General features: G+C 64.9%; 17 protein-coding genes and 1 pseudogene. 10 read left to right on the forward strand and 8 right to left on the reverse strand.

Annotation, left to right across the window (positions count from 1 at the left end):
• Positions 1-231: 231 nt before the first annotated feature.
• The 3 genes from HWY45_RS19295 to HWY45_RS19305 form a co-directional block, all read right to left on the reverse strand.
• Positions 232-3,750, reverse strand: coding sequence for a pyruvate carboxylase (locus HWY45_RS19295; protein ID WP_059881673.1), 3,519 nt, complete (start codon positions 3,748-3,750; stop codon positions 232-234).
• 274 nt (positions 3,751-4,024) lie between these two features.
• A complete protein-coding gene (locus tag HWY45_RS19300; protein ID WP_059686327.1) occupies positions 4,025-4,219 on the reverse strand; it encodes a hypothetical protein in 195 nt (64 codons plus the stop codon).
• A 236-nt stretch (positions 4,220-4,455) separates the two neighbouring features.
• On the reverse strand, positions 4,456-5,607 hold the full coding sequence (locus HWY45_RS19305; RefSeq protein ID WP_059881670.1) for an acyl-CoA dehydrogenase family protein: 1,152 nt from the start codon (positions 5,605-5,607) through the stop codon (positions 4,456-4,458).
• Positions 5,608-5,848: 241 nt separating this feature from the next.
• On the opposite strand from HWY45_RS19305, the gene HWY45_RS19310 reads away from it, so the two are divergent.
• The 5 genes from HWY45_RS19310 (at position 5,849) to HWY45_RS19330 (ending at position 11,964) form a co-directional block, all read left to right on the forward strand.
• Positions 5,849-6,724: a MaoC family dehydratase gene (locus tag HWY45_RS19310; protein ID WP_059881668.1), complete on the forward strand. Its 876-nt coding sequence runs from the start codon at positions 5,849-5,851 to the stop codon at positions 6,722-6,724.
• A 24-nt stretch (positions 6,725-6,748) separates the two neighbouring features.
• Positions 6,749-7,498 carry an SDR family NAD(P)-dependent oxidoreductase gene (locus HWY45_RS19315; protein ID WP_059881665.1) on the forward strand — a complete coding sequence of 250 codons (750 nt, stop codon included), beginning with the start codon at positions 6,749-6,751 and terminating at the stop codon, positions 7,496-7,498.
• Positions 7,499-7,590: 92 nt separating this feature from the next.
• Complete coding sequence (locus tag HWY45_RS19320) at positions 7,591-8,796, forward strand: acetyl-CoA C-acetyltransferase (RefSeq protein ID WP_059881662.1); 1,206 nt, start codon at positions 7,591-7,593, stop codon at positions 8,794-8,796.
• Positions 8,797-8,811: 15 nt separating this feature from the next.
• Positions 8,812-10,764 carry an AMP-binding protein gene (locus HWY45_RS19325; protein WP_059881660.1) on the forward strand — a complete coding sequence of 651 codons (1,953 nt, stop codon included), beginning with the start codon at positions 8,812-8,814 and terminating at the stop codon, positions 10,762-10,764.
• Positions 10,765-10,782: 18 nt separating this feature from the next.
• Complete coding sequence (locus HWY45_RS19330) at positions 10,783-11,964, forward strand: CaiB/BaiF CoA transferase family protein (RefSeq protein WP_059686315.1); 1,182 nt, start codon at positions 10,783-10,785, stop codon at positions 11,962-11,964.
• A gap of 376 nt (positions 11,965-12,340) precedes the next feature.
• Here HWY45_RS19330 and HWY45_RS19335 read toward each other — a convergent pair whose 3' ends face one another.
• From HWY45_RS19335 to HWY45_RS19345, 3 genes are all read right to left on the reverse strand, one after another.
• Entirely contained in the window at positions 12,341-12,517 is a 177-nt protein-coding gene (locus HWY45_RS19335) for a hypothetical protein (protein WP_155631904.1), read from the reverse strand.
• Between the two features lie 192 nt (positions 12,518-12,709).
• The gene (locus HWY45_RS19340) at positions 12,710-13,195 is read right to left on the reverse strand and encodes an enoyl-CoA hydratase/isomerase family protein (protein WP_230946897.1); all 486 of its coding nucleotides are present in this window, start codon (positions 13,193-13,195) and stop codon (positions 12,710-12,712) included.
• A gap of 151 nt (positions 13,196-13,346) precedes the next feature.
• Positions 13,347-15,002: a methyl-accepting chemotaxis protein gene (locus HWY45_RS19345; RefSeq protein ID WP_081069756.1), complete on the reverse strand. Its 1,656-nt coding sequence runs from the start codon at positions 15,000-15,002 to the stop codon at positions 13,347-13,349.
• Between the two features lie 334 nt (positions 15,003-15,336).
• Between HWY45_RS19345 and HWY45_RS19350 the strand changes: the two genes are divergently transcribed.
• From HWY45_RS19350 to HWY45_RS19365, 4 genes are all read left to right on the forward strand, one after another.
• The gene (locus HWY45_RS19350) at positions 15,337-16,230 is read left to right on the forward strand and encodes an MBL fold metallo-hydrolase (protein WP_059686314.1); all 894 of its coding nucleotides are present in this window, start codon (positions 15,337-15,339) and stop codon (positions 16,228-16,230) included.
• Positions 16,231-16,257: 27 nt separating this feature from the next.
• Entirely contained in the window at positions 16,258-17,754 is a 1,497-nt protein-coding gene (locus HWY45_RS19355; RefSeq protein WP_059881658.1) for an aldehyde dehydrogenase family protein, read from the forward strand.
• 24 nt (positions 17,755-17,778) lie between these two features.
• Entirely contained in the window at positions 17,779-19,389 is a 1,611-nt protein-coding gene (locus HWY45_RS19360; protein ID WP_230946896.1) for a GMC family oxidoreductase, read from the forward strand.
• A 468-nt stretch (positions 19,390-19,857) separates the two neighbouring features.
• Entirely contained in the window at positions 19,858-21,240 is a 1,383-nt protein-coding gene (locus tag HWY45_RS19365) for a spinster family MFS transporter (RefSeq protein ID WP_230946895.1), read from the forward strand.
• A 34-nt stretch (positions 21,241-21,274) separates the two neighbouring features.
• Here HWY45_RS19365 and HWY45_RS19370 read toward each other — a convergent pair.
• Positions 21,275-21,532, reverse strand: a pseudogene (locus HWY45_RS19370) (IS110 family transposase); the annotation flags it as partial.
• A gap of 1,191 nt (positions 21,533-22,723) precedes the next feature.
• Between HWY45_RS19370 and HWY45_RS19375 the strand changes: the two are divergent.
• Positions 22,724-24,154, forward strand: a complete 1,431-nt coding sequence (locus HWY45_RS19375) for an AbiJ-related protein (RefSeq protein WP_059881654.1) — start codon at positions 22,724-22,726, stop codon at positions 24,152-24,154.
• Positions 24,155-24,292: 138 nt separating this feature from the next.
• Here HWY45_RS19375 and HWY45_RS19380 read toward each other — a convergent pair whose 3' ends face one another.
• Entirely contained in the window at positions 24,293-25,117 is an 825-nt protein-coding gene (locus tag HWY45_RS19380; RefSeq protein WP_059881652.1) for a three-Cys-motif partner protein TcmP, read from the reverse strand.
• Positions 25,118-25,128: the final 11 nt, after the last annotated feature.

Consider the following 25,128-nt stretch of genomic DNA (forward strand, 5'->3'; position numbering starts at 1 on the left):
TCGAACGCCCACGCGTCTGATGCGGGGTTTTTCCGACGTTGTGGAGCCGGAACACGCGGGCGGGCAGTCCGTCAAAGTACGGAACATGGAGTCGACGTCCGAAGCGCATCGCCGCGCCGTGGCCGGCGCACGGCCGGCCCTCCCGAACCCGTCGATTCGAGCCGTGCCCGTCGCGCGATCGGGCAGGCCGTCGTGTGGAGACGACCTGCCGCGCGACCGGCGCGGCGCGCGTTACACCGCGCCCTTCAACTCGATCAGCAGATCCTTCGCCGCGACGCGGTCACCCGGCTTCACGTGCACGGCCGCGATCTCGCAGTCGCGCTCCGCCGCGATGTGGGTTTCCATCTTCATCGCCTCGAGCGCGAGCAGCGTCGTGCCGGCCGCGACGCGCTGCCCCGGCTGCACGGCGACCGTCACCACCGAGCCAGGCATCGGCGCGGCGATGTGCAGCGGATTCGCCGGATCGGCACGCTGCAGGCCGTGACGCTCCTTGCCCGCCTGCACGACGCTCTTCTGCTCGACCAGCGCGGAGCGCGACTGACCGTTCAGTTCGAACAGCACCTTCACGATGCCGTCCTGCGCATCGGCGTGCTGCCCCTGCAGCGACACGAGCAGCGTCTTGCCCGGCTCGATGTCGATCGCCACTTCTTCCTGCGGCTGCAGCCCGTACAGGAACGCCGGCGTCGGCACGACCGACGTGTCGCTGTAGGCGCGAACGTGCGCGTAATAGTCGACCGTCTGCTTCGGATACATCAGGTAGGACGCGAGTTGCCGGTCGTCGAGCGGCTGCTCGCAGGCGGCCTCGGCCTGCGTGCGCACCGCGTCGAGATCGACCGGCGGAATCTGGTCGCCGGGGCGATACGGCGCGGGCGGTTCGCTCTTGAGCACCTTGCGCGACAGGTCCGTCGGGAAGCCGTCGGGCGGGAAACCCAGCTCGCCCTTGAACAGCGACACGACCGACTCGGGGAACGCGATGTCCTTGTCCGGATTGCGCACGTCGTCCACGCCGAGGTCGTTCGCGACCATCATCAGCACCATGTCGCCGACCACCTTCGACGTCGGCGTGACCTTCACGATGTCGCCGAACAGGCGGTTCACGTCCGCATACGCGCGCGACACCTCGGTCCAGCGATGATCGATGCCGAGCGAGCGCGCCTGCTCGCGCAGGTTCGTGTACTGGCCGCCGGGCATCTCGTGACGATAGACGTCGGCCGTACCCGCGCGAATCTCCGATTCGAACGGCGCGTAATAACGGCGCACGCCTTCCCAGTACATCGACGCTTCGTGCAGGCGATCCTGATCCAGCCCGGGATCGCGTTCGCTGCCGGCCAGCGCCGCCGCGATGCTCGACAGGTTCGGCTGCGACGTGAGCCCGCTCATCGCATCGAGCGCGCCGTCCACCGCGTCGCAGCCGGCTTCGACCGCCGCGAGCACCGACGCCGCGGCGATGCCGCTCGTGTCGTGCGTATGGAAATGCACGGGCAGCCCGGTTTCTTCCTTGAGCGCCTTCACGAGCGTGGCCACCGCCTGCGGGCGGCAGATGCCGGCCATGTCCTTGATGCCCAGCACGTGCACGCCGGCCTGCTGCAGTTCGCGCGCGATGCCGACGTAATACTTGAGGTCGTATTTCGAACGCGACGTGTCGAACAGGTCGCCGGTGTAGCAGATCGCGCCTTCGCACAGCATCCCGCTCTCGCCCACCGCATCGATCGCCACGCGCATGTTGCGCACCCAGTTCAGCGAATCGAATACGCGGAACACGTCGACGCCCGCGTTCGCGGCCTGCTGCACGAAGAAGCGCACGACGTTGTCCGCGTAGTTCGTATAGCCGACAGCGTTCGAGCCGCGCAGCAGCATCTGGAACAGGATGTTCGGCACGCGCTCGCGCAGCAGCGCGAGCCGCTCCCACGGGTCTTCCTTCAGGAAGCGCAGCGCGACGTCGAAGGTCGCGCCGCCCCAGCATTCGAGCGAGAACAGCTGCGACAGCTCGCGTGCGTAGAACGGCGCGATCGGCAGCATGTCCGCGGTACGCATGCGCGTTGCGAACAACGACTGGTGCGCGTCGCGCATCGTCGTGTCGGTCAGCAGCACCTGCTTCTGATCGAGCATCCAGCGCGCAAACTTCTCCGGCCCGAGCTCACGCAGCCGATCGCGCGTGCCGGCGGGAATCGCCGCGGTCGTATCGATCTTCGGCAGCACCGGCTTCGACAGCGGCAGCGCCGGCAGCGTGCGGCCGTTCATCTCGACGTTGCCGTTCACGTTCAGTTCGCCGAGATAGCGCAGCAGTTTCGTCGCGCGGTCGCCGCGCTTCGCGAATTCGAGCAGCTCCGGTGTCTTGTCGATGAAGCGCGTCGTCACGTCGCCGGTAATGAACGCCGGATGGTTGATCACGTTTTCGAGGAACTGCAGGTTCGACGTGACGCCGCGAATCCGGAACTCGCGCAGCGCGCGATCCATCCGGTGAATCGATTCGGCCGCCGTCGGCGCCCAGGTCGTCACCTTGACGAGCAGCGAGTCGTAGTACGGCGTGATGACTGCACCGCCATAGGCCGTGCCCGCATCGAGGCGCACGCCGAAGCCTGCCGCGCTGCGGTACGCGGTGAGTCGACCGTAGTCGGGGAGGAAGTCGTTCTCCGGGTCCTCGGTCGTGATCCGGCACTGCAGTGCGTTGCCGTTCAGCGGAATCGCGTGCTGTTCCGGCACGCCGGCCGCGCGCGCGACGAGTGTGCCGTCACCATCCGTCGCATCGTCGGCGAGACCGATCCGGCCGCCTTCGGTGATGCGGATCTGCGCCTTCACGATGTCGATTCCGGTGATCATTTCGGTCACCGTGTGTTCGACCTGGATGCGCGGATTCACCTCGATGAAGTAGAACTGGCCGCTGTCGGCGTCCATCAGGAATTCGACCGTGCCCGCATGCGTATAACCGACCGCGCGCATCAGGCGCAGCGCCGATTCGCACAGCGCCTGCCGGCCCGCCTGATCGAGATACGGCGCCGGCGCGCGCTCGACCACCTTCTGGTTACGCCGCTGAACCGTGCAGTCGCGCTCGTACAGATGCACGACCGTGCCGTGCAGATCGCCGAGCACCTGCACCTCGACGTGCCGCGCGTTGCGCACGAGCTTCTCGACATACACCTCGTCGTTGCCGAACGCGGCCAGCGCTTCGCGGCGGGCGACAGGCAGCAGCGTCTCGAGATCCTGCGCGCTTTCCAGTACGCGCATCCCGCGCCCGCCGCCGCCCCAGCTCGCCTTCAGCATCAGCGGATAACCGACTTCCGCGGCCAGCGCCTTGCAGGCATCGAGATCGTCCGGCAGCGGCGACGTCGCCGGCATCACGGGCACGCCGGCCGCGATCGCCGCGTTGCGCGCGGCCACCTTGTTGCCGAGCGTGCGCATCACTTCCGGCGACGGGCCGATCCAGCGAATGCCGGCGTCGATCACGGCCTGCGCGAAATCCGGGTTCTCCGACAGGAAGCCGTAGCCGGGATGGATCGCGTCGACCTTTGCCTGCCGCGCGACACGCAGGATGTCGTCGATGTCGAGATACGCGGCGAGCGGCTTCTTGCCTTCGCCGATCAGGTAGCTTTCGTCCGCCTTGAAACGATGCAGCGCGAGGCGGTCTTCCTTCGAATACACGGCCACCGTGCGCATGTTCAGCTCGGCGGCGGCGCGCATCACGCGGATCGAGATTTCCGAGCGGTTCGCGATCAGGATGGACTGGATGGGGGTAGGCGTCACGGCAGCCATGGAGTGTGAATGGTTGTATGAGGTTCGCCGACGCGCCCTCCTCCGTGTGCCCGATTCACGAGACGGCGGACGGAGTGTGCGGCGGTCATGCGGGGGTTGCTTCGTCCCGGCTTTCGCCAGTCAACATCTTCGTCATATCGCCCGCTAGCCGCTATCGACGCCGCGACGACGAACAGCATCCAGCCGACCAACCGGGCAGACGAACTGGAGACCGGCCGGCCGGTCGTCGATCGGGACACGGCGGGCCCGCGCCACGACGCGGCCCGCCACGACTTCAGTCGCGGTGCTCGAACAGCGGCGCGTGATCCATCCAGTCGTAACCCGCACCGGATCTCGCCCACGCCCAGTTCGCATCGCGGTGCGGGTCGCCGGGCTGCACCGTCGCTCGAACGCGTTCGGCCTGCCGTTCGAGCCCGAGCCCGTGCGCGTCGTCCTGCGGTACGCCATTTCGCTTTTGGTAGCCAGTCATTGCATCACCTTACGTATATGGAAGCTTTTCGCACTTCGGCCAGGCCCGTCCGGTTCAGGGAAATTCCTGCGTGACCGGCGGGCGCCGAACGCATCGAGGTTCAGTCACGCAAAAAGCAGGCCACATCGGATCTCGAACGGACGCCCCCGACTCGCGGGGAGATCGTTCAAAGGCGGTTTCAAAATTCGTTCAATTTTGAAATTGAGGTCCTGATTTTGAAATTGCGACGCCGCGCGTCATTGCGCGTCCCGGACCATGTTGCGGGCAATCACGATCTGCTGGATCTGGGTCGTGCCCTCATAGATGCGGAACAGGCGCACATCGCGATAGAAGCGCTCGATCGCGTATTCGGCCATGTAGCCGGCGCCGCCGAAAATCTGCACCGCGCGATCGGCCACGCGGCCGCACATCTCGGACGCGAACAGCTTCGCACACGACGCCTCGGTGCTGACCGGCAGCTTGTCGTCGCGCCGGCGCGCGGCATCCACCACCATGCAGCGCGCCGCGTAGATCTCTGCCTTGCTGTCGGCCAGCATCGCCTGCACGAGCTGGAAATCGGCGATCGGCTTGCCGAACTGCTTGCGCTCCATCGCATACGACAGCGCCATCGACAGCATGCGCTCGGCCACGGCCACGCACACCGCGGCGATATGGATGCGGCCCTTGTCGAGCACCTTCATCGCCGTCTTGAACCCCTGCCCTTCCTTCCCGCCGATCAGGTTCGCGGCCGGCACGCGCACGTTGTCGAAGATCACGTCGCACGTATGGGCGCCTTTCTGCCCCATTTTCTTGTCGCGCTTGCCGAAGCTGATGCCGGGCGTTTTCGCGTCGACGATGAACGCCGAGATGCCGCCCGAGCCCTTGTCATCCGGATTGGTGCGCGCCATCAGCGTGAAGATGCCCGCATGCGGCGCATTCGTGATGAAGCGCTTGGTGCCGTTGACCACGTAGTCGTCGCCATCCCGGATTGCCGTGGTGCGAAGCGACGCCGCATCGGAGCCGGCTTCCGGTTCGGTCAGCGCGAAGGACGCGATCAGCTCGCCGGTCGCGAGCCGCGGCAGGTACTTCTCCTGTTGCTCGGGCGTGCCGTCGAACAGGATGCCTTGCGAGCCGATGCCCACGGTGGTGCCCAACAGCGAGCGGAACACCGGCGAAGCCTGGCACAGCTCGAACACCGCCAGCACCTCTTCCTCCATGGTCAGCTCCAGCCCCCCGAAGCGCTCCGGAATGGTGAGGCCGAACAGGCCCATCGCCTTCATGTCGGCGACGATGTCGTCGGGAATCTCGTCGGTTTCAGCCACGCGCTCCTCGTTGGGCACGAGTCGCTCGCGCACGAACCGGGCGATGGAGTCGAGCAGGCCGTTGAGCGTTTCTTGATCGCGAATCATGTCGGTACGCCTGAAAAGAGGAAGAAAACGACGAGATGCTGCGCCGGCAGCCGACACGAAACAATCGCCCGGCCGAAAACGTTCCGGAGGATGAAATTGCACCGATGAGGCCGGCATTGGGCCCGCGACCGCTGCGGCCCGGGGCGCCTGTCAAGGTACGGAACAAACTTCGTCGATCCGTTGACCGGCACATCGAGCGGTTCCATCGTAGGAACTCGAATCCACTGCCGTCACGTACGCCATGCCGCTCCAGCCCGACCACCTGCTGTCCCGCCCGTTCCCACCCATCGAGCATGCGTACTCGCTGCGCGATACGCAGCTCTACGCGCTCGGCCTGGGCGTGGGCGCCGATCCGCTCGACGCCGGGCAATTGCGTTACGTCTACGAAGGCAGGGACGGCGCCTCGCTGCGCGCGCTGCCGACCATGGCGAACGTGCTCGCGTACCCGGGCTTCTGGGCACGCGAACCGGACACCGGCATCACCTGGCAAAAGATCCTGCATGCGGAACAGGAAATCAGGATTCATGCGCCGTTGCCGGCCAGCGGCCGCGTCAAGGGCACGACGCGCATCACCGGCCTGTGGGACAAAGGGGAAAACAAGGGTGCGTTCCTGCAGCAGACGCGCGAGATCGCCGATGCCGACACGGGCCGCCTGCTCGCGACCGTGGTGCAGCTGAGCCTGTTGCGCGGCGACGGCGGTTTCGGCGAAGGCGGCAGCACGGGTGCGCTGCCGATGCCCCATGCGATGCCCGACGGGGCGCCCGATCACGTCTGCGACCTGACCACGCCCGCGCAACTGGCCCTGATCTACCGCCTGAGCGGCGACCTGAATCCGTTGCACGCCGACCCGACGGTGGCCGCCGCAGCCGGGTTCGCACGCCCCATCCTGCACGGCATGGCGCTGATGGGCGTGGCGGCGCACGCGGTGCTGCGCACGGTGCTGGACTATGACGACACGCGCTTCGCGGGCATGCGCGTGCGCTTCACTGCGCCGGCGTGGCCCGGCGACACGCTGCGCACCGAGATGTGGGTGCGCGGCGAGACGGTTTCACTGCGCGTCACGGCCGTGGAGCGCAACGTGGTGGTTTTGACCAACGCGCGGGTCGACCTGCGCTGACACGCAATTCTTCAGGAGACACACATGGATCTGGGTTTGACCGGCAAGGTCGCCATCGTCACCGGCTCGGCACGCGGCCTGGGCGCCGCTACCGCACGGCGGCTCGCGCAGGAAGGCGCGAGCGTCGTCGTCACCGACATCAACGCCGAACTGGCGCAGGCCACCGCGCAAGCGCTGCGGGACGAAGGCCTGGCCGCGCACTGCGTCGTGGGCGACATCACGCAGGCGGCCGACGTGCAGCGCCTCGTCGACGAAACGGTCGCGCATTTCGGCGGCGTGCACATTCTCGTGAACAACGCCGGCGCGCCGCGCGACAAGTACCTCGTGAAGATGAGCGAGGACGACTGGGATTTCGTCATGACCGTGATGCTCAAGGGTGCATTCCTCGCCGCCCGCGCGGTGATGCCGCACTTCATCGAGCAAGGCTGGGGCCGGTTGATCAACATCAGCTCGCGCGCGCACCTGGGCAACCCGACGCAAGCCAACTACTCGGCCGCCAAGGCCGGGCTGATCGGCATGGCCAAGGCGTTGTCGATGGAGGAAGGCCGCTACGGGATCACCGCCAACTGCGTCGCACCGGGCTTCATGGAAACGGAAATGGTACAGGCGCTGCCGACCTACGAAACGATCAAGGAGCGCGCGGTGGCCGCGCAGCCGATCAAGCGCGTCGGGCGGCCGGACGACATCGCCGACGCGGTGGCCTTCCTCGCCAGCGAGCGCGCGGGCTTCATCAGCGGCGAAGTGCTGCACGTCACGGGTGGCCGCTACGGCTGATCCGGCAACGGCACCGCATGAACGATGGCCACCGGCGCGTGACACGCGAGCACGGGTGGCTGAATATTGACGACATACAAGAGGCATTCGAAATGAAACGAGCAGCCATTGTCGCCCCGCTGCGCACCCCCGTGGGTGCGTTCGGCGGAACGTTGAAGGGCGTTCCCGTCGAGGAACTCGGCGCAACGGTCGCACGCGCCGTCGTAGCGCGTACCGGGCTCGATCCCGCACGCATCGACGACGTCGTGTTCGCGCAAAGCTATCCGAGCGGCGAGATGCCGTGCACCGGGCGCTGGGTCGCGTTGCAGGCGGGCTTCCCGATCGAAGTGGCCGGCATGCAGCTGGACCGGCGCTGCGGCGGCGGCGTCCAGGCGCTGGCGACGGCGGCAATGATGGTGCAGACCGGCGCGGCGGACGTCGTGATGGCCGGCGGCGTCGAAAGCATGAGCAACGTCGAGTTCTACACGACCGACATGCGCTGGGGCAAGCGTGCGGGCTCCGTCACGATGCACGACCGGCTCGACCGCGGCCGCGAGCGTTCGCAACCGGAAAGCCGTTTCGGCCGCATCAGCGGCATGATCGAAACCGCCGAGACGCTGGCGCGGGAGTACGACATCACGCGCGACGCGTCCGATCGCTTCGCCGCGCGCAGCCACCAGCGCGCCGCTGCCGCGCAGCAGGCCGGGTATTTCGATGCCGAGATCGTTCCCGTGTCCGTGCCGCAGCGCAAGGGCGATGCGGTGATCGTCGCGCGGGACGAAGGCGTGCGCGGCGACACGACGCCCGAAAGCCTGGCGAAACTGCGCACGATCATGAAGGACGGCGTCGTCACGGCCGGCAATGCCTGCCAGCAGAACGACGGAGCCGCCGCCTGCCTGATCGTGGCCGAGGACAAGCTCGACGAACTCGGCCTGACGCCGATCGGCTGGCTGGTCGGCTGGGCCGCCGCCGGCTGCGACCCGGCCCGCATGGGCATTGGCCCCTTGTCCGCCGTGCAGAAGGTGCTGGCGCGCACGGGCCTGACCTTCGACCAGATGGACCTGATCGAGCTCAACGAAGCGTTCGCATGCCAGGCGCTGGCCTGCGTGAAGGGCTGGGGCAGCTCGATGGAAGCGCTCGAAGACAAGCTCAACGTGAACGGCTCCGGCATCTCGCTGGGCCACCCGGTGGGCGCGACGGGCGGGCGCATCATGACCACGCTGCTGCACGAAATGCAGCGCCGCAAGGCGCGATATGGGCTTGAAACGATGTGCATCGGCGGCGGCCAGGGCATCGCGATGATCGTCGAACGCGCATAAGGCAGGAGACCGATCATGAGCAACCCTGAATCCGGCCAGATCTGGCAACCGGGCCAGCGCGAGCTGCAGAACGCCGGCATCGTGAAGCTGATGCGCGCGCTGGACGTGCCGTCGTACGACGAACTGATGCGCGTGTCGATCGCGGAGCCCGAACGCTACTGGAACACCGTGATGCGCGAATGCGCGATCGCGTGGGACGCGCCGCCCACCGGCTACGTGGACCTGTCGCGCGGCCCCCAGTTTCCGAGCTGGTTCCCGGGCGGCAGGCTCAACTGGGTCAACACCATTTATGGCTGGGCGCGCAACCCCGCCACCGCGCAGCAGAAGGCCGTCGTGGCCGAGCGCGAGGACGGCGGCGTAAGCGAGCTGACCTACGCGGAACTGGAGCAACGCGTCAGCGATTTCGCCGCAGGACTCGTGCGGCGTGGTGTCAAACAGGGCGACCGCGTCGGTCTGCTGATGGAGAACGGTGTCGAGGCGACCGTCTCGTTGCTGGCGATCGTACATCTCGGCGCGCTGGTCGTGCCGTTGTTCAGCGGCTTCGGGGTTGATGCGATCGTGGCGCGTCTGTCGGCTGCCGATGCACGCTTCGTGATCGCATCCACCGGCTTCTCGCGTAGAACCAAGCGCGTGGATGTACAGGGCTCGCTGCGCGACGCATGGCGCCAACTGCCGTTGCTCGAACACGTGATCTGGAAGCGCGGCGAAGACGACACCGCTCAGGACGCGCGCGACCTCGACTGGCAGGAAACGGCGAGCGTCGGGCAGGATCAGGGAGTCCCCGCGGTGTCCGTCACACCCGATACGCCGTTCATGGTGATCTATACGTCGGGCACCACGGGCAAGCCGAAAGGCGTGGTGCATACGCACGGCAGCTTCCCGATCAAGATCGCGCACGATTCGCTGGTTCACTTCGACGTGCATCCCGGCGACGTCTACTGCTGGCCCGCCGACATGGGCTGGATCGCGGGCACGCTGGTGCTGGGCTGCGCGCTGCTGCGGGGCGCCACACTGGTGTGCTACGACGGCGCACCCGACTACCCCGACTGGTCACGCATGTCGCGCGTGGTGGAACGTCACCGCGTCACGCACTTCGGATCGGCACCCACGCTGATCCGCGGGATGGCCAGCCACGAGGCGCTCGCGCTCGCCGGCGACCGCTCCACCGTCCGATTGCTGATCACGGCTGGCGAAGGCATCGCTCCCGAGCATTTCAACTGGTTCCTGCATCGCTTCGGTGACGGCACGGCGCCCGTCATCAACTACACGGGCGGCACCGAGGCGTCGGGCGCGCTGCTCGCCAGCGTTCCGATCCGGCCGATTCCGCCGAGCGGATTCAACACCGTCTCGCCCGGCGTGGCCGCCGACGTGGTGAATGGCGATGGTCAAAGCGTAACAGGTGAAGTCGGCGAACTGGCGATTCGTGCGCCGTTCGTCGGCATGACGCAGTCGTTCTGGCGCGACGACGAACGCTACCTGGAAACCTACTGGCAAACCATTCCGGGCACCTGGGTTCACGGCGACCTGGCGCTGCGCACGTCCGAAGGTAACTACTTCATGATGGGCCGCTCCGACGACACGCTCAAAGTCGCCGGCAAGCGCCTGGGGCCGGCCGAGGTAGAGGAAGTCGTGCTGGAACTGCCGGACGTGGCCGAGGCAGCCGCGATCGGCGTCGCCGATGCGGACAAGGGGCAGAAGCTCGTCGTGTTCGTCGTGCCCAAACCCGGTGCCAGTGGCACGGGTGCGGATCTGGAGACCATCGTGTCCGGCCACGTCGACAAGCGTCTCGGTCGCCCGTTCCGGCCAGGCCGAGTACATGTGGTCGCGCAACTGCCGAAGACGCGGAGCTCCAAGATCATGCGGCGCGTGATCCGTAGCGTGTACTGCGGGCAGCCCCCGGGCGACCTGTCGTCGCTCGACAACCCCGGCGCGCTCGACGAAGTGCGCGCTGCCGCGACCTCCGCCTGACTCAACCGCAAACGAAACATGAAAGTACTCGAAGGCATCAAGGTCCTCGATTTCGGCCGCTTCATCGCCGGGCCGTTCTGCTCGGCGCTGCTCGCCGACTATGGTGCGAACGTCATCCGCATCGATCGCGTCGGCGGCGGCGAGGATCGATTTATCGTACCCGTGACCGAGCACGGCGAAGGCGCGCTGTTCTTGCAAGTCAACCGCAACAAGCGCTCGATGACCCTCGATCTGGACAGCCCCGAGGGGCGCGACATCGTGCGCAAGCTGGTTGTCGATGCCGACGTGGTGATCGCGAACATGCCGCCCCGTACGCTCAAGAGCCTCGGACTCGACTACGACAGCCTGTGCGCGATCAAACCCGACATCATCCTCGTCGCGTCCAATGCATTCGGCAACAGCGAAGCCGTGCGCGACCGTGTGGGCTTCGATGGCGTCGGCCAGGCACTGAGCGGCGCGGTGTACATCGCAGGCACGCCCGATCGGCCGCAAAAGGCCATGGTTCCGGTGGTGGACTTCGCCACGGCGTTCTCGTGTGCACTGGGCGTCATGCTGGCGCTCTACGAACGCCAGCGCAGCGGCATGGGACAGGAAGTCAGCGCGTCGCTGCTGTGCACGGGCCTGAATATGGCCAGCGGCGCGCTGATCGAGGAAGCGTTGCTCGGGCTGAATCGCCAGGCCACGCTGAACCGCGCGTCCGGCTATGCGCCGTCAGACATCTTCAAGGCAACGGACGGCTGGTTCATCACCCAGGTCATTGGCCGTCCGATGTTCAAACGGTGGACGCAACTCATGGGCCGACCGGAACTCCTCGACGATCCGCGCTTTGCCGACGACAGGCTGCGCGGCGAAAACGGTGCGTTCCTGAGCGAACTCATGAGCGAATGGTGCGCAGCCAAGACGCTCGCCGATGCGCTTCGTGAACTGGAGCAGGCGCGCATCCCGGCCAGCCCCGTCAATTCACCACGCCAGGCACTGGAAGACGAAACCATCAAGGCGGCCGACGTGATCCATTGGATGGACTATCCCGGTGCGCCGAAGAAGGTGCCCATCTTCGCCACGCCGGTCTCGCTGTCGCGAACGCCGCCGGAGATCCATACGCGACCACCGCTGACCGGCGAGCATACCGATGAAATCCTCTCCAGCATCGGGTTCGATGCACGCGCGGTGGCCGAATTGCGATTGCGAAAAATCGTTTGACCGGATCAGCCGCATTGTCGCGTGCACCGCCCTCCGGTGCGCGCGATCTCTGCCCGACTCGATGCGCGAGCCGATTCGCGGCCTGCGTGGCCGCCCGGCGCGACGCGCCGACGCTTCCCTCTTCCCGCCTGTTTCCCCCTTCCCGCATTCCGCCGCCCGCCGACATCGGCACTTCGCCGATGACCTGCCAATCGAATTTCAACTATATTGGTCAGTCACACTCGACAATCGCACCATGGATCCGTCTCAGTTCGCTTCCCTCGCCTGGATTCGTGCACATCGCGCACCATCTCAGCTTCACCAAGGCCGCCGATCTGATCCGACGCAACTGCCTGATACGACCAGCGGCGTGATCTAACGCCATGAATTCACGTAGTCAGAAGTCGAAGGGTATGTATTTGAAGTCGAGCCTCAACGCAGCGTGGTCACGAACGACGACGACGAAATGAGACGCGCGGCGCCGCAAGGCATCGGCCTGATCCAGCATCAGGACGTCACCTGCGCGAACACCTCGATGCCGCACGCCGATGTGCGTGATCGCGCCGTGGTGCAAGCCGTTTCGTCTACAACCTGGACACGGCCACGCGCGCGGCAACGGCCCCCTTCCATTGCTTGCGCCGCTCCTGCCATGCTGAAGCCGCGCACCCGACGGACCTGAGCAGCCGCGTCGCGCGGCCGGCTGCCGCTCAACCGTGGCCGCATTACGCGAAATCGTGCACCGACGCCACCAGCGACGGCGATTCAGTCAGTTGCGATACTGCATCCACCGCTCCATCGTCAGCCCGTCGTTCAGCGGAATCTCGAGGGCGCGGCACGTCATGTGCTTCATCGCCGCGAGCGCATCGGCATCGATCCGCGCGATCTCGCAGGCTAGCTGCATCGTCGCGGCGTCGAATTCCCCGCCACTCACCGCCAGCGATGCGAACCCCATTCGCTCCCCGTCGCACCCAGTCATGCGCCTCCGCGTAACGAGGCAATACATCGCGCGCGCCAGTCCGATCTTGCGCGGCAGCCGCTGTGAGCCACCACCGCTCGGTAGCAGGTTGCGCTGCATATGCGCGTCGCCGAACTCCGCGAGCACGCCGCGCGCGAGCCACTTCGGGTCGTTGCCTGCGCAGAAGGTGTGGCCGCTGCCGCGAATCACGATCACGCGGATCTCGCGGCCCGGCTCTGCGGCCGTGCGCACCGCATCGTGCAGCACCGCGAGCGTCGCGCCGCCCAGAGCATTCAACCGTTCGGCGCGATTCAGCGTGACGACGCGAACGCCGAGCGTCGAGTGTCTGTCAGCAACGTGTCGTCATGTTGTCTCCTGGCTTGCGGCGAAGCGATTTACGCCAACCGACGTGCAATCACTCCAAGCGACCGCAGTATCGCAACCATGGCTACATCGCATATGACTCGCTTGCCGAAACTGGGCCCCGCCCGATCGCGGGTGGGCAATCCCGTTGCTTACCCGGCACGTCCGGCACCAGCGGCATGTCGCCTTCGTCCACGATGAAATTCGAAATCATCGCGACGAGTTGCTTACTCTGATCGTCCAGCGACTGCGCAGCGGCAGCGACTTCCTCGACATACGCGGCATTGTGCTGTGTTGCCCTGTCCATCTCCGACACGGCCTGGTTGATCTGTTCAATGCCGTGGCCCTGCTCGACCGACGCGGCTGCGATTTCTTCCATCAAGGCGGTCACACGCGAGATCGCCCGCATGATCTCGGCCATCGAGGTACCTGCGGCGTTCACGAGCGCCACACCGCCCCTGACGCGTCCGACGGATTCGTGAATCAAGTCCCGAATTTCCTTCGATGCCGACGACGAGCGCTGGGCGAGCGAACGCACCTCAGACGCGACGACAGCGAAACCGCGCCCCTGCTCGCCTGCGCGCGCGGCTTCGACGGCAGCATTGAGCGCCAGGATGTTAGTTTGGAATGCGATGCTTTCGATGATGCCGACAATTTCACCAATCCTGCTGGAGCTTGCGTCGATACTGCCCATCGCGTCGACAACCTGCGAGACCACGCCATTGCAATGCTCGACCGACTGCACGGCCTGTACTGCGACCTGGCTCGCCTGCCGAACATTATCGGTGTTCTGGCCGACTCTCGACGACAGTTCCGCCATGCTCGCCGCGGTCTCCTGCAGCGACGCAGCTTGCATCTCGGTGCGCCGGGACAGATCCAGATCGCCGGCCGAGATCTGCGCAGCTGCCGATGCGATCGAATCCGCGCTCGTCTTGATGCCGTTGATTGCGCCGGACAGATTCGCCTGCATGCGTTTCATCGAATAGAGCAGGCTGCCGCTGTCGCTCGGCGCGGTCGCGATGACGGCCGTGAAATCGTTGGCCGCGATCCGCCCGGCAATCTCGACCGCATAGCCGGGCTCGCCGCCGATTGTCCGGGCGATGCCGCGATTGAGTGCCACGACGATGCCGCTCATCACCAGCGCGATCAGCGCAAAGAGGCCGAGGCTTTGCAGCAGGTTTGCCTGAAACTCGCTGTCGATGTCGTCGACGAACAGGCTCGTATTGATCACCCAGTCCCATGGACGGTACGTATCGATGTACGCGATTCGCGCAGCGTCCGTCATCACCCCGGAGGTTTCCTTCGGATAGTCGAAGCGCTGAAAGCCGCTGCCGGCTCCCGCTGCCAGTTCGATCTGCTGCCTGACGATGGCAGCGGCCTTCGGATTCAGTTCGCTCAACGGCTTGTTCTGGATCGATGCGTCGAACGGGTACATCAATACCACACCCTTCGAGTTCACGATCGAGAAATAACCGCTACCCGCTTCACCGTAACGGATGCCGCGAATCACGTCCATCGCCTGCTTTTGCGCTTGCTCGGCGCTCAGCTCTCCCGCGTCGGCCAGCTTCGCATAGAACTCGACCGTGGCGAGCGCGATCTGGACGGCATGCACGAGATCGGACTTGCGCTCATCGAGACGCATCTCGCGATTCCGGTACGCATCCGTGACCGACAGCAGAATCAGACAGAACAGGCTCAGGACCAGCGGCAACCCGAGCCTTTGCTTGAATGACAATTTCATTGTGGTGGCATCTCCTCGTTGTTATGAATATGTGCTGGTCGCATCGGCCGCCTTGGTTGTCCTGTGCAACGCATGGGGCTGCGTTGCCGCTGCCCCGCATTAAAGGCCCGTCGCGCGGTGATCCGCAATGCGGCGCGCGCGTTGTTCCGGGGGTTGGAAGCGCGCGTGTTGCACGGCATCACGGCTTTCCCTTTCGAAGGACGAAACAACGCGCCGTAAAAACCGGGACAACGGCATGCGCCGTGGTCAAATCGGTGATCGACCGGCGCGCGCTACGCTGCAGGCGTGTGGTTCAGCTTGATGCGTCGTGCCACCCACTCCGAGGAAAATCACCATGCCGTTGCTGCATACCATTCGCTCGCGGATCGGCCATTCGGAAGTCGTGCAGATCGTCGAGATGGACATCAGCGGGATCCTCGGCGCGCTGCTGCCCGAGGCCACGCCCGACGTGATGAAGTCGATTCCGTGGATGAAGTCGCCCTACGTGGACGAAGAACACCGCATGCGCGCCGTCAGCCAGTGCTTCATCGTGCTGATCGGCCAGCGCATCCTGGTGATCGACACCTGCGTCGGCAACGACAAGGACATCGCTGGTTTCGATGCGTTCGCCGATCTGCGGCTCGAATTCCTGGCCACGCTCGAGCAGGCCGGCATCGACCGCCACGCCGTGACTGACGTGCTGTGCACGCACCTGCATTTCGATCACGTCGGCTGGAACACCTACAAGCAGGACGGCCGCTGGCTGCCGACCTTTCCCAACGCGAAATACCACTTCGGCAAGGCGGAATACGCGTTCGCGCAACAGGGCGACCCGAACGACGCGATGTACGACGCGCAGAACACTTCGTTCCATGAATCCGTGCAGCCCGTCGTCGATGCGGGGCTCGCGAACTTCATCGATCGCGATACAGAGCTCGGCGACGGCATCTCGGTGTTCGCCACGCCCGGGCACACGATCGGCCATATCGCCGTCGCGGTCGACGCGGGTACCGAGCAGTTCATCATCGGCGGCGACGCGATGCACCACCCGGTGCAGATCGCACGGCCCGACATGGCGCTGGTGCTGGACCACGACCACGCGCAATCGTCGGCGACGCGGCACACGCTGCTGTCGCGTCTCGACGGCAGTGCGACGCTGTTCACCTGCACGCATTTCTGTTCGCCGTCGTTCGGACGGGTCAGCCGGGATCCGAACGGCGACTACGTGTTCACCGGCGTGCAGAAGTAACTTCCTTACCTTGACCGACTCGACTCCATGCTCAGTCTCGTTTCCCGACTCGACGCGCTGAATGTGCGCCCGGGCCGTCTGTTCATCGACGGCCAGTGGCTCGACTGGCCCGATGCGCGTTTCGACCAGCTCAATCCGTGCACGAACGAAGTCATGACCAGCTTCGCGGAAGCCGGCACGCGCGGCGTCGCGCTTGCCGTCGCCGCGGCGCGCAAGGCGTTCGACGCAGGCCCGTGGCCGCGCATGCGCGCGCAGGATCGCAAGCGCCTGCTGCAGCCCATCGTCGAGCGGCTCTATGCGGCCGAAGACGAGATCGCGCAGCTGCAGACGCTCGACAACGGCATTCCGTACACGTTCAGCCGCAACTCGCGCGTGTCCGCGAAAGCCGCCGCCGACATCTTCGATCATTTTCTCGGCTGGATCGACAAGATCAACGGCGAGACGCTGCCGGTCTTTTCCAGCGCGTCGAACATGCAGTACATGACCTTCCGCGACCCCGTCGGCGTCGTCGCAGCGATCCTGCCGTACAACGGCCCGGTGATGACCTTCGCGATGAAGGTGGCGCCGGCGCTGGCCTGCGGCTGCACCGTCGTCGTCAAACCGTCGGAGCTCACCAACCTGGCCGTGAGCCGGCTCGCCCAGATCCTCGCCGACAGCGACTTGCCGCCGGGCGTGTTCAACCTCGTCACCGGCGCGACCGAAACGGGCACGGCGCTGACGTCGCACCCCGACGTCGACAAGGTGACATTCACCGGCAGCCCGCTCGTCGGCGAAAAAATCACCGTGGCCAGCGCGCCGACCATGAAGCGCCTGTCGCTCGAGCTCGGCGGCAAGAGTGCGGCGCTGGTGTTTCCCGACACGCGCGATGTGGCGGCCACCGCGCAGGCGCTGATGGGTCTGTGCTCGACATTCCTGTCGGGCCAGGTCTGCACCACGCCGTCGCGCGCGGTCGTGCATCGTTCGATCGTCGACGAATTCCTGCATCACGCACGCGCACAGCTCCGCAAGGTTCGGTTCGGCGATCCGTTCGACCCGGCAACGACGTCCGCGCCGATGATTTCCCGGCGTCACCAGGCGCGCGTGCTCGAGTACGTCGACAGCGGCGTCGCGCTGGGCGCGACGCTGCTCGCCGGCGGCGGCCTGCCGGGCGGCGCGATCGGCAACGGCAACTGGGTCGAGCCGGCGCTGTTCGCGAACGTGCGCAACGAGATGCGGATCGCGCAGGAAGAAATCTTCGGCCCGGTGCTGTCGGTGATTCCGTTCGACACCGAAGACGAAGCCGTGCGCATCGCCAACGACAGCGAATACGGACTTGCCGGCTGCGTCTACACCACCGATGTCAGCCGCGCGTTCCGCGTGGCGCGTGCGGTGAAAAGCGGCGCGATCGGCGTCAACGGCTTCGCCAGCATTCCGAATGCGCCGTTCGGCGGCATCAAGCGCTCGGGCGTCGGCCGCGAAGGCGGCTGGTCGACGATCGAGGCGTTCACCGAACTGAAGACGATCAATTTCAATCTGGATGCCTGACCCATGAGCGAAACCTTCGACTACGTGGTCGTCGGCGCGGGCAGCGGCGGCAGCGTGGTGGCCGCGCGGCTCGCCGAGGCAGGCCATACCGTGTGCGTGCTGGAAGCCGGGCCGCCCGACACCAACCCGTTCATCCATATCCCGGCGGGCTACATCAAGAACCTGTTCAACGACCGGCTGGTCTGGCGCTTTCGCAGCGGCCCGATCGCGGGTACCGACGGACGCACCATCGAGCTGACCCAGGGCAAGGTGGTGGGCGGCTCGGGCTCGATCAACGGGATGGTCTACAACCGCGGGCAGCATGCCGACTTCGACGGCTGGGCCGCGCTCGGCAATCCGGGCTGGTCCTACGACGACGTGCTGCCCTACTTCAAGAAGGCCGAGACGCGTATCGGACCCGGCGACGACCGCTACCGCGGCCGCAGCGGGCCGCTGATCGTCACCGACCCGATCATGCCGCCGCTGTGCGATCTGTTCGTCGAGGCCGTCAAGAGCCTCGGGTACCCGTATGTGGCCGACGCGAACGCCGAAGCGCAGGATGGGGTCGGTCCGTGGCAATTCATGATCGACACGCGCGGACATGCGCCACGCCGCTGGAGCGCGGCGCGCGCCTACCTGCATCCGGCCATCCGCAGCGGTCGTGTGACGCTGCGGACCGACAGCCCCGCCACCCGCGTCCTGCTGGCCGGGCGACGCGCGACCGGTGTGCGATACCGCGCGGGCGGCAGCGGCGCTCCCGAGCGCGAGGTGCGCGCTCACCGCGAGGTGATCGTCGCGGCGGGCGCCCTGAACACGCCGCGCCTGCTGCAGATCTCCAGCGTCGGCGACGATGCGCATCTGCGCGCGATCGGCGTGCAGACCCAGATCGCGCTGCCTGGCGTCGGCGCCAATCTGGTTGACCACTTCAACCTGCGCGTGGCGGTCAAGGTGCAGGGTGTCCCAACTCTCAACGAGCGGGGGCGTGGCCTGCCGCTGGCCCGCGAGATCGCGCGCTACTTCCTCGGCCAGCCGAGCATCCTGAGCATGGGTCCGGTGCCGATGCGCTTTTTCTTTCGCTCGGAACCGGCACTGGCGCGCCCCGACCTGCAGGTTTCATTCACGCCCGGCAGCTATCAGGAAGGCCTGCCCGGCTTGCTCGATCGCTACCCGGGCATGACGCTGGGCGGCCACAAGCAGCGGCCCGACAGCCGCGGCTGGGTCAAGGCGCGCTCCACGAACATCGACGAGTTGCCCGAGGTGCAGCCGAACTACCTGACCGACGAATCGGACCAGCGCGCGATGGTGGCCGTCGTCAAGATGGCGCGCGCTGTGTTGCAGGCCAGGCCCTTCGCGTCCTACTACGTCGACGAAATGTTCCCCGGCAAGGACGTCCAGACCGACGACGAGATCCTCGCGTTCGCGCGCCAGCGCGGCGGCACCGTCTATCACCACAACGGCACCGCGCGCATGGGGCCCGACAGCGATCCGATGGCGGTGGTCGATGCGCGGCTGCGCGTGCGCGGCGTGCAGGGGCTGCGCGTCGCCGATGCGTCCGTGATGCCGGTGCCGATCTCGGGTCCGACCAATGCCGCGACGATCATGATCGGCGAGAAGGCCGCCGCGATGCTCGTCGAGGATGCGAAGACCGCATTGTGAGCACACGGTTAAACAATACAGCTTGATGGCGGCAACCGCGCGACAAGCGCGGGCTGTTGCGCGGCCTGCGTGCCGTTTTCGCCGCCCGTGGCGCTGTCGCGGAAACCGTGCCGGGACCGTTCCGTAACATTGCGCGGCGCGCGTTCCACCTGCCGCATTGCGTGTTTCCGTACTTCAAAACATCGTACTGCCGGCACGCTGATCCTGTGTCTTGGCCATAGATTCATTTGCGTAACTAACGAACGATAAATTGATCGGACGGTGAAGATAGTTCCATCCTGTCAAACCCTCAGGCGGGTACCCGTTCCGCCCGTGTCGGGAAGCCATGCTTAATGGATAACACGCATGGCACTTCCCGCTGGGTCGCTGCAAACTACCTAACGCTTGTTTGATAAATGAATGCAACGGAAATACGTTGCCTGCCCGGGTGTTTGACACGACCGTCTCGGAGACATGATGAGGAATGCAATGAATGAAGTCCCGCCCGCCGGCGGCCTCGATGACACGCGCACAGAACGGAGCTCGTCGAGGGTTGTCCACGACAGCCTACTGTCGTGGTACATCCTGGCCATGCTGACGCTCGCGTATTCGCTTGCGTATATCGATCGCCAGCTGCTGAACCTGCTCGTCGATCCCATCCGGCATTCGCTTGCCATTTCCGACACGCAGCTCAGCCTCGTGCAGGGCATTGCGTTCATTTCCGCGTACCTGATCGCGTCGCCGCTGTTCGGCCGTCTCGTCGACGTAACCAACCGTCGCAATATCCTGCTGGTCGGCATTTGCCTGTGGTGTGTCTTCACGGCGCTGTGTGGCAAGGCCACGACGTTCCAGGGACTGTTCCTCGCGCGCTTCGGCGTCGGGGCAAGCGAAGCGTGCGTGTTTCCGATCGCATTGTCGATGATCGCCGACTGCTTCTCGGCTCAGAAGATGCCGCGCGCAATGAGCGTGTTCATTCTCGGACCGATGCTCGGCGGCGGCCTGTCGCTCGTCGCCGGCGGTCTTGTCATCTCGTTCGCCCGCGATGTCCACAAGCAGTTTCCGGCGCTCGCTGGGTTCGAGACCTGGCAACTGGCATTCGTGCTGATCGGACTGCCGGGCATGCTGTTCGCGTTGTTGGTCTGGCTGACGGTGCGTGAGCCGAGACGCAGCAAGGTCGTCAGCGGGCGTGCGGACGACCGCCAGTTCTCGACTCGCGATTCGATTGCCTTCCTGTGGGAACGGCGCGGTTTCTACGCGCGTATTCTGCTGGGCGTCGGCATGCTCGCGATCGTCGTGCTCGGCATGCCCGCATGGATGCCGACTTACCTGATCCGTTCGCACGGGATGCCTGCCGCGCTCGTTGGGTTTCGTTTCGGTACGGTAGTGGTCAGCTGCGGAATTGCAGGCGCACTGGCAGGCCCGTGGGTGGTGCGTCGGTTCGAGCGGCGCGGCTATGAGGACGCACCTTTGCGCACGGCCGCGTTCGCGATGATCCCGATGCTGCTGTGCTGCGCCAGCACCCCGTTTGCACCCGGTGCGACGGGTACGCTGCTCGCGGCTGGCGGCACTGTGTTTTTCTTCTCGCTGCCGACCGGATGTATGGCCGCGGCGCTGCAACTCGTTGCACCCAGCCGCATGCGCGGTACAGTGGGCGCGCTCTACTCGTTCTTCGCGCAGTTGATCGGTTTTGGACTGGGCCCGACGCTAATTGCGCTCTTCACCGATCGCGTGTTCGGCGATCCGAAGATGGTCGGCGATTCGATCGGCATCATCTGCACGATCGCGGCCGCGCTTGCCGCGTGGTTGCTGTTCGGTGCACTGCCTCACTATCGGCGGTTGCTTGCGGAGGAACGTGGCGCACAGGTGGGTTGACGCCGTGTGATCGGGGGTGCCCCTATGTGTTTCGTCAAGCGTTGGGGGCTGACCTGAGTTGGTAAATGGTGCCGTCGCGCAGCATAGCGAACAGAACGTCCCAGTGTCGCCGTGCGAGCGCGATGAGTGCTTGGTTATGACGCTTGCCTTGCTGAATCTTGCGCGAGTAATAGACCCGTGAGACCCAGTCCCGCAATGCCGCGAAGGCGGATAGGAACAAGGCTCGCTTGAGCACCGTGTTGCCGCGTCTGAATGGATGTTCGCCGCGTGTCGATGAACCGGAACATCGGGTGTCCACGCCCACGATCGTATGCGTCATGATGGATCCTCCGGCTGAGTAGGCCAATATGATCTACCGATTCCCATTCGGTAGCGACCCGCAAGGCACGAATGTACCGCCGACGCTACACGCAGCGATGGGGGGGCGTTCATATCTTTCATTTCGCCGGTTGATGTTGACCGCAAGGTGCGAAACTGTTGCGAACTAAAGTTGTCGCGGGCCACGGCCTGACAAAGGCCGGTGTCAACTACCCGGCTGCGCCGGCAGTGGATGCCGACGCCTCGCTGATCGACGCGAGCTTCGGCAGCCCGCCTGCACTCGACACACCGGCGCCCCGTGCCAGCCCGATCATCGGACGCGTAGGCTTCTACCGTACAGTCAATGCAACCCGCACCTGCGGCCTCTGAAGCACCCACCCGTCCGTTTTGAGCCTTCGCCAACGTGAGCGCCAGTCGTGCCCCAACGACATTCGGACCGCACTCGGGCAGTTCACCGAGCGATCACTGCTGCCTACGCGGCACCAAATAACCTACAACGACGGAGAGCCTGCGCTTCACCGCTCCTCTGGTCAGCAGCCGCGCAGCGGCCGCAACACTGGGTAAGCGCGACCGGGAGGATATGCTTACGTAAGCGTATCCTCTTGAAAGTCGAGCATATCCACAGGTGAGAATATCTTTCCTTGAGAATTGCTTGTGAGGATATCCTCACGTGAGCAGAACCGGAACGACCGAAGCCCCTGCCAGCTGTCGCTCGCCACCCTTCCACCATTCCGTGTCGAATGGTTCCGATAGACGTTCGGGTCGCGGCTCTATCTTCGCCACCGCGCCGGACTGTCTCAACCCTACCCCCGTGGTCGTCCGGATTTCCCAAGCGCGCCACCGGTCATGCCCGTCCGCGCCAGCGGTCACTCACCGAAGCCCTTCAAGCGGAAGGGGCGGCCCTCTCGTCGGGCGGCTCGCGCTCGGCCGACGCGTGACGGGGAGTATAGTGTTCGAAATGCCTCATCAAGCAAAAAATCGCACGCGGAACTCGGCTCAGAAGATCTCCTTTGCATCGAAAGATCTTTTTCGGCTCAACCCCGAGAAAGTTATGTTCCGTTGAACGTCGGCACGCGAAAGTTCGGCTTCTCCAAACGCTCGTTGCACCTGCGGTGTCTTGTCGGAGGCTGTATTTCGCAGTTAATCGCATTACCGTGGAGAAGCAATGCAGGCTTCACTCGTTCCTCTCGACACGTTGAGGGAGCATATCGCGCGGGCGGTCGCAGCAGTCAAGGCCTATGAAGTTCCCGACGCATGTGTCCGCCTGGGGATTCAACAGGCGGTCGAAGAAAGCGACGCGCAGGAAGCTTTCAACAGCAAGCGGCTGTACGTTCGGCGCCGCATCCTCACCTGGAGCGAGCAAGCGCTCCTCGACTTGGCAACGCGGGTACTGCGCGAGTTCCCGTCAGAGGATCTCGCGGACGCGGTGAGCGAGATGACCATCCATGCAGAGCACCGAATAAGCGAGTTGGTCCGACGTGATGTGCTCAAGGCTACGAACCACTTGCCATCCCTGTTCGGCGAACTGCCATTGCTAAACTGCCTCAGCGAGGTCTTTGGTGTCCCAGTCATCCGTGACGATCCAGATGGACTCCTCGGTCGCGCCAGTCTGCAAGGTCAAATAGTCCAGCACTGCCTGGACAACGACGACTGGTCGCACGAAGAATTGCTGACCCGATGCGGCGCACTGACGTGCAGCCAGACGCGCTTCTTCGATCTGCTTGCCAAGCTTCTGCACCCCATGACACGCCGCGACATGGAGCAGACGGAGTTGGCCACCGCAATTAGCGCGGCATTAAGGCGGGACGGCTTCACGGTTCGGCAGACCGGCGTCGAGTCCGGGTACGCCGTCTACGGCGTGGTCCGGGCGCAGGCTGGTGTTGCCGGAGCGATGAAGAACCTGATCTTCGCCTCAATCGGCGAGAAGCCCGAGCTGGTCTTTCGCGACGCGGTCAATAATGACGTCGAGATCGTCAAGCATGCCGACAAGGTGCTCGTCTTCAATCGCCCCCTGCCCAGTTCGGGTCTCCTGCTCTGGAAAGATCTGCGGGACTGGTATGCCGAAATGTTCGATATCACCGACCCCGACAGCGCGAAGGACCGGCTATTCCGACGGCTGCGCCAAGCCGTCCTTACCGCCCGCTCTGCGGGGGAGTTGGCAGTGTTTCAAGGCTACTACGAGCGCTACGGTGTTTCGCTTGGCGACCGGTTGCCGGCTCTCATCCCGCAGGTCTATGTACACTACGACCCGTACACCCAGCGCCAGCGCGGCGATGAGCAGTTCCTTGCGCGCCAGCGCATGGACTTTCTGCTGATGCTGGAGCAAGGTGTGCGCATCGTGATTGAGATTGACGGGCGCCATCACTATGCAGTGCAGGATTCTTTGGCGCCGGGTCGGTTCATCGCGAACGCCCAGCGATACGCAGAGATGGTAGCGGAGGACCGTCGCCTTCGGCTGATGGGATACGAGGTCTATCGCTTCGGTGGGCATGAATTCCTCGACGTCGACCTCGAGCACCGCAAGGTCGGCCCGCACGCACAGCAATCCGTCGCCGAGTTCTTCGATAGGTTGTTGGCTAGGCATGGCGTCCGGTGATTGGCGTCAAGCATCCGATCGACGAGAGTCCGCAAGCCCTTATCGTCACACTGCCTCACGAGCCCACCAGCGTGCGCCGTATGCTGGATAGATTCCAGTGGGTGTCAGCTTTGCAGCCGGCTGCGGACAGCTCTGGCGTCAAAAGAGACTTCGTGTTTCCAGCTGACATGCTTCACGCCACAACTTATCCGCGAGCGGGTGTCGAGCAATAAGGCATAGCCAATACATGGTCGATTCCTTGCTGTTCCGGACCGGGTACATCGTGTCACAAACGTGCATCCCCGCCTTGCTCACCAGGGTTCTCCAGTGCCCGACGAACGCATCCCGCATTGCATGCTTGGAGCTCTGTTTCTTCACAACGTAACGCCAGCCGGGAGCGAAGTTATCCAGCGGCGAGTGGTCCGCTTCAAGGCCCGCCGCAATGTTGCGTTGGATATCGCCAGTGCTGAGATGAACCACGATGTCCATCGTGGGCTTGGTGGCGAGCTTCTCGATGATAGAGAAATGCAGATGTCCCGCGTTGAACGGATCGAGCAGTGCGAGATGGAAGCCACGGTCGTTGAGCTGCGGCAAGACCCAGTCAACGGTTTCATCAGCACGACCGGCTTTGGACTTGAGCGGCACGCCGTGCGTGCGCAACCGTGCATCGCACGCGGCGAGGAATTCCGGATTCGCGTCGGCGATGAAAAAGTCCGAAAAAGCCCCCCGTTTCTGCTGAGCGATTTGCCACGCGGCGAGCGGCCCACCGTCCTGAAACGTGTCGGTATGTTTGATCTTGACGCGGCCGGTTCCGGCGAAGAGGTCGATGTATGTGCGCTGGCTCGTGAATTTCTGTCGTGCAGCCCAGGACGCATCGATGTATCGCTTGATGATCCGATGTTTCTCCTCCGTCACCCAGCGCCCCACTACCATGGCCGGGAGTCCGTCGAGCGGGTCAGGTACAACCTTTTCCTCATCTTTCACGTGTTCCCCCG

This window comes from Burkholderia stagnalis, from assembly GCF_902830275.1.
In the GTDB taxonomy this organism is placed as follows: domain Bacteria; phylum Pseudomonadota; class Gammaproteobacteria; order Burkholderiales; family Burkholderiaceae; genus Burkholderia; species Burkholderia stagnalis.